The organism is Promineifilum sp. (SeqCode), assembly GCF_041918635.1.
In the GTDB taxonomy this organism is placed as follows: domain Bacteria; phylum Chloroflexota; class Anaerolineae; order Promineifilales; family Promineifilaceae; genus Promineifilum.
The window spans coordinates 1-11,015 of the sequence record NZ_JAYRVJ010000081.1 but is presented as its reverse complement, the minus strand read 5'-3'; the positions used below and the strand labels follow the sequence as shown (position 1 = coordinate 11,015).

Below are 11,015 nucleotides of genomic sequence, written 5' to 3'. Positions count from 1 at the left end.
GCCACTGGTCTTGCCCATTCTGGCGCTCATCCTGGTCTACGCCCTCTCGACCCTCTTTTCGGTCGCGCCGCGGATCAGTTGGGCCGGCTCGTACCAACGTCTGCAGGGCACGTACACGATGCTGTCCTACGTCGTCATCTTTGCCCTGATGGCCGACGGACTGCGGACGCCGGCGCAGGTGCGGCGCGCCGTAACCGTCGTCATCATCGCCAGCATCCCGGTGGGACTTTACGGCTTGTTGCAGCACTTCGGCCACGATCCGCTGCCGTGGGGTGGCAACGTCCAGGAGCGCGTGGCCGGCCACCTGGGCAATGCCATCTTCATCGCCGCCTACCTGATCATGGTCGTGCCGCTCACGCTGGCGCGGATTGTGGACGCCTTCGGCAGCATCTTGAGCGAGGAGAAGCTGGCCGCGGCCGACATCGCCCGTTCGTCGGTCTACATCTTCGCCCTGGCTCTGCAACTGCTCACGATCTACTGGTCGGGCAGCCGCGGGCCGCTCATCGGTCTGGCCGTCGGGCTGTTCTCCTTTACGCTTGTCTTGTTCGTCTCGCTGCGCAACGCCGCCGGGGGGCGCGGCTCCCGCCGTCAAATGATGGGGAAGGGCGCGGCGGCCGTGGCCCCGGCCGTGGTCGCGCTGCTGCTAAGTCCCCTGGTCAGCCGGGCGGCCGGGCCGCTGGCGGCGTTCATCTTGTTCTTCGGCGTCGTCGCCCTGTCGGTCGTGGCGTTCTTCGTTCTGGCGGCCATGCGGCGCGGCTGGAGTTGGCTGTGGCTGGGCTGGATGCTGTTGACGGTGTTCATGGCCGGGTGGCTGTTGCTATTCAACATCCCCTCCGAGCGCTGGGGGACACGGGCTGAATCGGGTGTACTGGGACTATTCGACGAGTGGCGCGATCTGCCGACCATCGGCTCCTACGGCCGGATGCTGGACCCAACCCAGACGACCGGCCGGGAGAAGAGCGGGCGCGTCCGCGTCCTCATCTGGCAGGGGGTGATCGACCTGATCACACCTCACGAGCCGCTGCGCTACCCCGATGGGCGGGGAGACCCGTTTAACTGGTTGCGCCCGCTGCTCGGCTACGGGCCGGAGGCGATGTACGTCGCCTACAACCGCTTCTACCCGGCCGAATTGGCGACCATCGAGGCCCGCAACGCCTCGCCCGATCGCTCGCACAACGAGACGTTCGATGCGCTGGCGATCACCGGGCTGGCCGGATTGCTGGCCTGGCAGGCGCTCTATCTGAGCGTCGCCCACTTCGCCTTCCGCTATCTGGGTATCATCGGCTCGCGGCGCGATAGCTGGATGCTCATCGGGCTGTGGGTGGGCGGCGCGGCGCTGGCGGCCGTACTGGCCGTAGCCCTGGTCGGGCCTATCTATTTGGGCGTGGCCGTGCCGACGGGCGTGGTGCTGGGCATTGTCGTCTATCTCATCTATTACGCGCTCTTCGGGCAACGCGGGCAGGAAGGGACACCCCATAACCCATTTGCCGCCGACCGGCTGCTGATGAACGCGCTGGTGGCGGCTATTCTGGCCCACTACGTCGAAATCCACTTCGGCATCGCCATCTCGGCCACGCGCCTCTATTTCTTCGCCTACGCGGCGCTGATGTTCGCGCTGGGCTACCGGCTGCGGCAAGCGGCGGACGCGCCTGAGCAGCCCGCGGTCGTGCCGGGCGAGGCCGTCGCCGCTGGCGGCACACCGGCAACCACCGCACGCGCCGCCCGGCGTAAGCGCAAGGCGACCGCCGCGCCTGCGCCCGTCGTCCCCATCGGCTGGGGGCGGCTGCTGGCCCCCGGTCTGCTGATGACGCTGCTGCTAGGCGTCCTTGGCTTCGGCTTCATCACCTACGCCCTGCCGCCGGGGCGAATCATCGCCGGCCCGGAAGACCTCAGCACGGCCGAGATCTTCCGCCAGGCGCTGCTGCAAAACGCGCGCCGCGACTTCGTGGATTGGCCGTTCGTCATGGCGATGCTCGTCCTCTCCTGGCTGCTCAGCTGGATCATCTATCTGGCGGAGATGGCCAAGCATGGCGAGCTTCCACTGCCCGTCCCGTCGCCAGACAGAGCGCCCGGGGCCCGGCACCAGATCGCCGCGGGCGTGTTGGGGCTGGTAGCGTTGGCCGGTGTAGCGGCGCGCTTCCTATTTCCGGCGAGCGGCGCGACGGGCGCCCTGGGGCAAAGTCTGGCGTTGGTCGGTGCGGTGGGCTGCGGGCTGGTGGCCGGCTTGCTGCTGCTCAACCGGCCGTCGGCGCGGCTCGTGGGCGGTCTGACGGGCGCGACGCTGGTCATCCTGGCCATACCGGTGCTGATGACCGGCGGCCTGCCGGCGGCGTTGGTGATGATTGTCGGGGGCGCAGCCGTATTCGGACTGCTGTGGGAAGCCCGGTGGCGGGTGTCGCTGCTGCCGCTGGCCGGGGTTATCCTCGGCTCGCTGGTGAGCGGCTTCCTCTATCTGTACGCGCAGACCGCGCTCTACCGCTTGGTACTGTTCTACAGCGGCGACGCCGCCGGCCGGACAACAGCCGAACTGCGCGCTCTGGAAGCGGCGCAGACAGGGACGCTGGTGCTGGCGTTCTACATCTTCCTCTTTCTGATTCTACTGCTGCTGGGTCTGGCGCTGCGCCAGCCGGGACCAGCCGCCGAGCGACGGCCGGCGGCGCTGGCCGTCGGTGGATTCGCCGCGGCGCTACTGGTTGCCTTCTTCCTCATCGGCCAGTCAAACGTGCGCATCGTTCAGGCCGACATGCTCTACAAGCGGGCCAGGCCGTTTGACGAACAGGCCACCGGCGCGACCCAGGCCGATCCGGCGGCGCGGCGTGAAGTCTGGGACGCGGCCATCGCCATCTACGACGCCGCCGTGCAGCGCGTGCCGGATGAGGATTTCTACTACCTGTTCCTGGGCCGGGCGCTGCTGGAACGGGCGGGATTGACGGAAGATGCGAGCGAGAAAGCCGCCCTGTTGACCGAGGCCGAACGGCTGCTACTGCGGGCGCAGGAGCTCAACCCGCTCAACACCGACCACACGGCGAACCTGGCCCGGCTCAATTCCCGCTGGTATGGGGCGACCAACGACGAGACCGAGCGGGCGGAGCGCCTGGAGTTGGCCCAGCGGTACTATGAGGCTGCGCTGGCGCTTAGCCCGCAGAACTCCATCGTCCGCAATGAGTACGCCCGGCTGACGCTCGACGTGGCCGGCGATTGCGACAAGGCGTTGGCGCTCTATGACGAATCAGTCGCGATTGATCCATACTACGCCCAGACACAACTGGCCCGCGCCGATGCCTACGTGACCTGTGGCACGCCACTGCCGGAGGCGGAACGGAACGAGCGGTATCACACCGCGGCGGCGGCGCTGGAAAGCGCCCTGACGCGCATCTCCGGCAACGTCCGCGCCTGGATTCAACTGGCCGAGATCTACCGGCAGTTGGGCGAATACGATCAGGCTGCTGTCGCTATCGAAGGGGCGCGGCGAGAGAACGCGACAGGAGCCTTTCCCACTTCTGAAATCGACTTCCTGGCCGCCCAGATCGCCGGCGGGCAGGGCGACACCGCTTTGGCCCGCGAGCTGGCTACCCGCGCTCTGGAAACGGCCATCCCGCAGACGGAGCCGCTGATCGAGGCGTTTCTGGAAAGCCTTGAGTAGTCCACCCCATGCGCGCCTTCATCGCCGTCTTCTTCATCGCCCTGACGATCACCCTGGCCAGCATACCGTGGGTCAGGCGCGCCGCCGTGGCGCTGGATTTCGTCGACGCGCCGGCGGCGCGTAAGGCCCACCGCACACCCATCCCCCTGCTGGGCGGCGCGGGCATCTTCCTGGGGGCCATCCTGGCCGTGCTCGCCCTCTACCGCGGCCAACCGCAGCCGACGGTGATCGGCGTCCTGCTGGCGACGACGGTCGTCGCCCTGACCGGACTGCTGGACGACTATCGTCCCTTGCCCGCCTGGGCCAAGCTGGCCGGCCAGTTCGCCGGCTTTCTCATCCTGAGTTACTTCGGCATCCGCGTCCGGCTGCCGCTGCCGGAACCGGTCGATTACGCTATCACGCTTCTCTGGCTGCTGGGCATCACCAACGCCATCAACTTCCTGGATAACATGGACGGCATCAGCGCCGGCATCTCGGCCGTCACGGCGTCGTTCATCCTGCTGCTGGCCCTGGTCAATGGGCAATTTCTCGTGGCCGGGCTGGCGGCGGCGCTGTTGGGGGCCTGCCTGGGCTTCCTGCGCTACAACTTCCCGCCGGCGCGCATCTTCATGGGCGACGTCGGTGCGCTCTTCCTGGGGTTCCTGCTGGCCGTCATGGGTATCCAGTTGCGCTTCCCACAAAACTCCAACTTCGTCACCTGGATGGTTCCGGTCTTCCTGTTCGGGCTGCCCATCTTCGACATGACGCTGGTCGTCATCTCCCGCTTGCGGCGCGGCCTCAGCCCCAACACGGCCGGCAAGGATCACACCAGCCACCGTCTCGTCCGCCTCGGCTTTTCGCCGCGTGAGACGGCGCTGATTCTCTACCTCTTTAGCGGCGTCTTGGGTATGATGGCGCTGTACATCACGCAGGCGACGATCCTCGAAGGGTACGTGCTGGGGGCCACAGCCGCCGCGCTGGCCCTGGCAGCCATCATGTGGCTGGAAAAGCGGTGGATAGAAAGCGAGGGGACATGAGCACACGAGACGATCACCAATCCAATGGCCTGGCGCGGTCGGCGCGCCGGCCGGCCGCGCTGCTGGCGGTCACGCTGGTGGCCGCCGCGCTTGTATGGGCGCTAATCGGCCTCGGTCGCGCCTCGGCCAACGAGGGAACGCAGCCGGTCGAGGAGAGCTACGCGCCCGCCGCCCTGCCGCTGCCAACGACGCGCAACGACTTCTTCCTGCCCGGCACGCAGCCGCACACGCTGGTGGACGAACTCGCCGACCCGACGGCGTGCCGCACCTGCCACAGCGCGCCCATCTACGACGCCTGGCGCGGCAGCATGATGGGCCAGGCGGGGCGCGACCCGCTCTTCTGGGCCGCGTTCGCCGTGGCCGGCGACGATGCGACCGACTCCGGTGAGTTCTGCCTGCGCTGTCACGCGCCGAGCGGCTGGTATGCCGGACGCAGCGAGCCGGCCGACGGCAGCGCCCTGACCGACGCCGACATCGCCGCCGGCCTCTCCTGCACGGTCTGTCACCGCATGGTCGATCCCGTGCCCGGCGCGCAGGATCAGGCAACGCAACTCGACCTCGCCATTCGCGCGGCGCTCACCTCGACCGTGCCGCTCAACCACGCCGGCAGCGCCATGATCATCCTCGACCCGGAGGACAACCGCCGCGGCCCATTCGCCCTGCCCGGCTTCGGCTATCACGTGGCGCTACAGACGCGGTTCCAGGGGCAAAGCGATGCGCTGGCCGCCTCGCGGCTATGTGGCAGCTGCCACAACGTCGACAATCCGCTGCTCAGTTGGACGAATAGCCCGCCCGGCGGCGGCCCGGCGCAGTACTGGCCGAACAAGAACGATACGGTCGCGCCCTCCTTCGACAAGGGCAAGCTGTTCCCGCTGGAGCGCACGTTCGACGAGTGGCTCAACAGCACCTACGCCAAGGGCGGCGTCTACGCGCCGCAGTTCGCCGGATTCAAGCCAGGGGGCGTCGTCGCCTCCTGTCAGGACTGCCACATGGTGCGGCAGGTCGGCTACGCCGGCATCCCCAGCCTGGGCGCGAAGTATCGCGACTGTTACACGACCGGCTGTCTGCCAGCCCACGTCTTCGCCGGCGGCAACGCCTGGATTCCCAAGATTCTGCAAGACACGCGCTGGCGGCTGAACGCTCAGGACGACGCGACGATGCTCGATGCCACGGCCGCCGCGGCGCGCAGCATGTTGCGGCGGGCCGCCTCGCTCGAAGTGGGGCTGGGACTGAACGGGAGCCAGAAGGTGGCGACCGTCCGCGTCATCAACGAGACGGGTCATAAGCTGCCCACCGGCTATCCCGAGGGGCGGCGCATGTGGCTCAACCTGCGCGCCTACAACGCCGCGGGGCAACTCATCTACGAGTCGGGCGTCTACAACTGGACGACGGGCAAGCTGACGGAGGATGCCGCCATCAAGGTCTATGAGGCCAAGCAGGGAGTGACGCCGCAACTGGCGGCGGCCGTCGGACTGACAGCCGGGCCGACGTTCCACTTTGCGCTGAACAATACGACCTACAAGGACAACCGCATCCCGCCGCGCGGCTACACCGTGGCCGCCTTCGACCAGCCCGGCCTGCGGCCCATCGGCGCGACCTACGCCAATGGGCAGTACTGGGACGATACAACCTACACCGTCCCGGCGGCGACGACCCGTGTCGTCGCCACACTCTACTACCAGACGGCCTCCAGCGAGTACATCGACTTTCTGCGCACGCTGGGTGGCGCGGACGGGGCGACGCTGGGAGCGATGTGGGACGATCTAAAAAGCCCGCCGGAGATCGTGGGGCAAGTGAGTTTTCCCGCGCCGAATGTGAGCTATGTGCCGTTGGCGCGGAAGCCGTGAAGAAGGCAGGGGAGCAGGGGTGCGGAGGAGCAGGGGAGCGTGCTGGGTACTGGGTAAAGCCCGGGGAATAGTGAAAGAAGGACGGCGATGAATCGCCTGACTACGAACGAACTTATCAATTGAGGAGGATAGTGTAGGATGTCGAAGAACCCGAATCGAACCCCGTCCGTGTCGGAGCGGCGCAAGCAGGAAGCATTGCGCCGGCAGCAGGCACAGCGCCGCAATCTGATCATCGGCGGCGTGGTGGTAGCGTTGCTGGTGCTGATAGCGGCGATCCTGTTGCTGAACCGCGAGCCGGAGAGCAGCGCCAGTACTGAAGCGACCGGCGACCGGCCGTTGGCGACGCTAACGCCGGCTGAACGCGCCGACTACTTCACCGAAGCGCCGGCGATGACCATCGACACGGCCAAGCAATACGAGGCGATCATTCGCATGGTTGGCGGCGGCGAGATGCGCTTCACGCTCTTCGATGACGAAGCGCCCATTGCCGTCAACAACTTTGTCTTTCTGGCCAACCAGGGCTTCTACGACGGCACGACGTTCCACCGCGTGCTGACCGACTTCATGGCCCAGGGCGGCGACCCGACGGGCACGGGCAGCGGCGGCCCCGGCTACGCCTTCGAAGATGAGGTAGATACAGGGCAGAGCTTCGATCGGCGCGGGCTGCTGGCGATGGCCAACGCCGGGCCGAACACCAACGGCAGCCAGTTCTTCATCACCTTCGCTCCGGCGACCCACCTGGATGGCCTACACACCATCTTTGGCGAGTTGACCGAAGGGGATGACGTGCTCAGCAGCATTACCCTGCGCGACCCGGAGACGGCCACCGAGCCGGGAGATGCTATCGAGGAGATCACCATCGTCGAGCAGTAGAGACGTTCCGGCGGAACGTCTCTACATCGTTGCGTTGACCACCATATCGGATTATACTCAGGGAGTCGGACAAACGAATCGTCAGAGACGGTGATCGGGAGGAGTAGGCTCCCCGCTGCCCCACAGAGAGCGAAGGCCACAGGCTGCAAGCCTTCGCGGACGCAGAACGGCCGAAGTCGCCCGTGAGTCCTTTCGCCGAAACAAAGTAGGCGAAAGCGGGTCAGCCCGTTACCGCTGCAATGAGCGCCGGCCCACCAAGACATGGGGTCGGAAGCAAGGTGGTACCGCGTGAGCGCTGCGCTCTCGTCCTTGATGGGCGAGAGCGCTTTTTTATGCCCAGACCTGACAGGTTGGCGGACAGGAGTCCGCTCGAACCCTGTCAGGTCTGAAAGACCGAGGAAATCATTCATGACCGAAATGCCGAAAGCCTACGACTTCCGGGGCACGGAAGAACGGCTCTATCACTGGTGGGAAGAGAACGGCTGGTTCAAGCCGGAGGCGCGGCCGGCCGACGCCGAGCCGTTCGTCATCTCCATTCCCCCACCCAACGTCACCGGCGAGTTGCACATGGGCCACGCCATGTTCGTCGCCCTGGAAGACCTGATGATCCGCCGGGCGCGTATGCAGGGCCAGGCCGCGCTGTGGGTTCCCGGCACCGACCACGCCGGTATCGCCACGCAACTCCAGGTGGAGAAGATGTTGCGCGCCGAGGGCACGTCGCGGCTGGAGGTCGGCCGGGACGAGTTTCTGCGGCGCACCTGGGAGTGGAAACACAAGTACGGCAACCACATCACCCGCCAGTTGCGCCGGCTGGGCGCGTCGTGCGATTGGGAGCGCGAGCGCTTCACCCTGGACGAGGGGTTGTCGGCGGCGGTGCGCGAGGCGTTCGTGCGCCTCTACCGGATGGGACTGATCTACCAGGATGAGTACCTGGTCAACTGGTCGCCCGGCTTGCAGACGGCCGTCTCCGATCTGGAAGTGGAGTACAGCGAGGAGCAGGGCGCGCTTTATACCTTCAAGTACCCGGTCGCCGGCGGCGGCTTCCTGCCTGTGGCGACGACGCGGCCCGAGACCATCCTGGGCGACACCGCCGTGGCCGTCCACCCCGACGACGAGCGCTACGCGGCTTACGTCGGGCGCATGGCTGTCGTGCCCATGCTGAACCGGGAAATCCCCATCATCGCCGACGCCTACGTGGACATGGCCTTCGGCACCGGCGCGCTGAAGGTGACGCCGGGCCACGACCCCAACGACTTCGAGATCGGCCGGCGCGCCGGGCTGGAGGTCATCTCGATCATGAACAAGGACGCGACCATGAGCGCCGCCGCCGGCCCCTACGCCGGGCTGGATCGCTTCGAGTGCCGCCGCCGGCTGTGGGCGGACATGGAGGCGGCCGGGCTGACGATCAAGACGGAGCCGTACACGCTCAACGTGCCGCGCAGCCAGCGCGGCGGCGAGATCATCGAGCCGATGATCAGCAAGCAATGGTTCGTCAACACCCGGCCGATGGCCGATATGGCCCTGGCCGCCGTCCATAGCGGGCGCATCACCATCGTGCCCGATCACTTCGTCAAGACGTGGGACAACTGGTTGGTCAATATCCGGCCGTGGTGCATCAGCCGCCAATTGTGGTGGGGCCACCGCATCCCCGTGTGGACGTGCGAGACGTGCGACCACCAGACCGTGACGACGACCGACCCGACGGCCTGCGAGCGCTGCGGCGGCGCGACGCTGAGCCAGGACCCGGACGTGCTGGACACGTGGTTCAGCAGCGCCCTGTGGCCCTTCTCCACGCTTGGCTGGCCGGAAGCGACGGCCGATCTGGCCCGCTTCTACCCGACCGACGTGATGGAGACGGGCTACGATATCCTGTTCTTCTGGGTGGCGCGCATGGTGATGACAGCGGCGCTCTTCACCAACGACATACCCTTCCACACCATCTACCTGCACGGGCTGGTGCGCGATGAGCACGGCCAGAAGATGAGCAAAACGAAGGGCAACGTGACCGATCCGCTGGACGTGATCCACGACTTCGGCGCGGACGCGCTGCGCTTCACGCTGCTGACCGGCGGCACGCCTGGCAATGACCTGAACCTGTCCCTCGACCGGGTGGAGAGCAACCGCAACTTCGCCAACAAGATATGGAACACGGCGCGCTTCATCACGCGCAGTTTGGAACGCGCGTCGCCAGAAACACAGGTTGAGAAACCTGTGCCACGATTCAGCGCCGCTGACCGCTGGATTCTGGCGCGGCTGAACGAGACTATCGCCACGGTCGATCGGCTCATGGACGGCTACCTGTTTGGCGAGGCGGGCCGGCAGGTGTATGACTTCCTGTGGGGCGATTTCGCCGACTGGTACGTGGAGATCGCCAAGGTGCAACTGGCGGCCGGCGGCGGGGCGGCGCGAACGACGCTGGCCGTGCTCACCACGACACTCGACTACTCCTTGCGACTGTTGCACCCCTTCATCCCGTTCGTCAGCGAGGAGACGTGGCAGCAGTTGCGTAGGGCGGCGCTGGACGCGGGGCTTGATCTGTCCGGTATTGGACAAGGGGCTTGGCCGGAAGCGCTTATTATCGCTGACTGGCCCACGCCCGTGCTCATGGAGAGGCAGAACGGCGATGAATCGCCTGACTACGAGCGGGCGGGGGCGGCCGACTTCGAGATCGTGCGCGAGTTGATCCGGCGTGTGCGCAATGCCCGCGCTGAGCAGGGCGTGGAGCCGGCGCGAGCCATCCCGGCGGTGATCGCCGCAGGCGAAAAGTTGGCCTTTCTGGAGTCGCAGCGGCCCATCCTGGTGGCGCTGGCCCGGCTGGACGACGCCCAACTGAGCATCAGCGCCGGCGCGCCGCCGCCGGCGCAGGCCCTGACGCTGGCGTTGGGGCCGGTGACATGCTACTTGCCGCTGGCGGCCATGGTTGATCTGGCCGCCGAGCGGGCGCGGTTGGAGAAGGAGGCCGCCGATCTGGACAAGCAGATCGCGCGGCTGACGGGGCTGCTGAACAGCCCGTTCGCGGAGAAGGCCCCGGCGGCCGTCGTCCAGAAGGAGCGCGAGAAGTTGGCGCAACTAGAGGCGAGTCGCGGGGAGATCGCTGAGAGGTTGCGATGACTACCAAACACCGTCCCACCAACGTTGTCGCCGATCGACGACACCGCGTGCTGGTCATCAAGTGGAGCGACGGCCGGGAGTGCCGCTACTCCTTCGCCGGGTTGCGGGCCATCTGCCCCTGTGTGCTATGCCAGGGCGGCCACGCCAACATGGGCCGGCCGGCCGATAAGCTATTGCTGCAACGGGCGCAGGACGACGCGCTGAACCTGGAGGCTATCAATCCTGTGGGCAGCTACGCCGTGCAACTCGTGTGGAACGACGGCCACGATAGCGGCATCTACGGATGGGAGTATTTGTACGAGGCGTGTTTGCCGTAAGCAGAAGAGCGCACGCAAAGAACGCAAAAAGAATCTCTTTCTTTGCGTTCTTTGCTTCTTTGCGCTCTTTGCGTGAGCTCTTCTGCTTACGGCAAACACGCCTCGTACAAATACTCCCATCCGTAGATGCCGCTATCGTGGCCGTCGTTCCACACGAGTTGCACGGCGTAGCTGCCCACAGGATTGATAGCCTCCAGGTTCAGCGCGT

The 11,015-nt window shown here is 66.4% G+C and carries 7 protein-coding genes and 1 other annotated feature; of the genes, 6 read left to right on the top strand and 1 reads right to left on the bottom strand.

Features of this window, described 5'->3' with window-relative positions:
- The 6 genes from ACE3UY_RS02705 to ACE3UY_RS02680 all read left to right on the top strand — a co-directional run.
- The coding region (locus ACE3UY_RS02705; RefSeq protein WP_374686013.1) for a tetratricopeptide repeat protein at positions 1–3,643 on the top strand (3,643 nt) is incomplete at its 5' end.
- 8 nt (positions 3,644–3,651) lie between these two features.
- A complete protein-coding gene (locus tag ACE3UY_RS02700; RefSeq protein ID WP_374686012.1) occupies positions 3,652–4,659 on the top strand; it encodes a glycosyltransferase family 4 protein in 1,008 nt (335 codons plus the stop codon).
- Positions 4,656–6,506, top strand: a complete 1,851-nt coding sequence (locus ACE3UY_RS02695; RefSeq protein ID WP_374686011.1) for a multiheme c-type cytochrome — start codon at positions 4,656–4,658, stop codon at positions 6,504–6,506. The genes ACE3UY_RS02700 and ACE3UY_RS02695 overlap by 4 nt, the downstream gene beginning before the upstream one ends.
- A 138-nt stretch (positions 6,507–6,644) precedes the next feature.
- Positions 6,645–7,379: a peptidylprolyl isomerase gene (locus tag ACE3UY_RS02690; RefSeq protein WP_374686010.1), complete on the top strand. Its 735-nt coding sequence runs from the start codon at positions 6,645–6,647 to the stop codon at positions 7,377–7,379.
- An 81-nt stretch (positions 7,380–7,460) separates the two neighbouring features.
- Positions 7,461–7,693: a binding site (T-box leader), on the top strand.
- Between the two features lie 94 nt (positions 7,694–7,787).
- Positions 7,788–10,490, top strand: a complete 2,703-nt coding sequence (locus tag ACE3UY_RS02685; RefSeq protein ID WP_374686009.1) for a valine--tRNA ligase — start codon at positions 7,788–7,790, stop codon at positions 10,488–10,490.
- Positions 10,487–10,807 (top strand): gamma-butyrobetaine hydroxylase-like domain-containing protein, encoded by a 321-nt coding sequence (locus tag ACE3UY_RS02680; RefSeq protein ID WP_374686008.1) that lies wholly within the window; start codon positions 10,487–10,489, stop codon positions 10,805–10,807. Before ACE3UY_RS02685 ends, ACE3UY_RS02680 begins: the two co-directional genes overlap by 4 nt.
- An 86-nt stretch (positions 10,808–10,893) precedes the next feature.
- Here the strand turns inward: ACE3UY_RS02680 and ACE3UY_RS02675 are convergent, their stop codons facing one another.
- On the bottom strand, positions 10,894–10,995 hold the full coding sequence (locus tag ACE3UY_RS02675) for a gamma-butyrobetaine hydroxylase-like domain-containing protein (protein WP_374686014.1): 102 nt from the start codon (positions 10,993–10,995) through the stop codon (positions 10,894–10,896).
- Positions 10,996–11,015: the final 20 nt, after the last annotated feature.

Excerpts from the sequence above, each read along its gene's own strand:
- ACE3UY_RS02700 (WP_374686012.1), top strand. The coding sequence starts at position 3,652 with ATGCGCGCCTTCATCGCCGTCTTCTTCATCGCCCTGACGATCACCCTG.
- ACE3UY_RS02695 (WP_374686011.1), top strand. The coding sequence starts at position 4,656 with ATGAGCACACGAGACGATCACCAATCCAATGGCCTGGCGCGGTCGGCG.
- ACE3UY_RS02680 (WP_374686008.1), top strand. The coding sequence starts at position 10,487 with ATGACTACCAAACACCGTCCCACCAACGTTGTCGCCGATCGACGACAC.
- ACE3UY_RS02690 (WP_374686010.1), top strand. The coding sequence starts at position 6,645 with ATGTCGAAGAACCCGAATCGAACCCCGTCCGTGTCGGAGCGGCGCAAG.
- ACE3UY_RS02685 (WP_374686009.1), top strand. The coding sequence starts at position 7,788 with ATGACCGAAATGCCGAAAGCCTACGACTTCCGGGGCACGGAAGAACGG.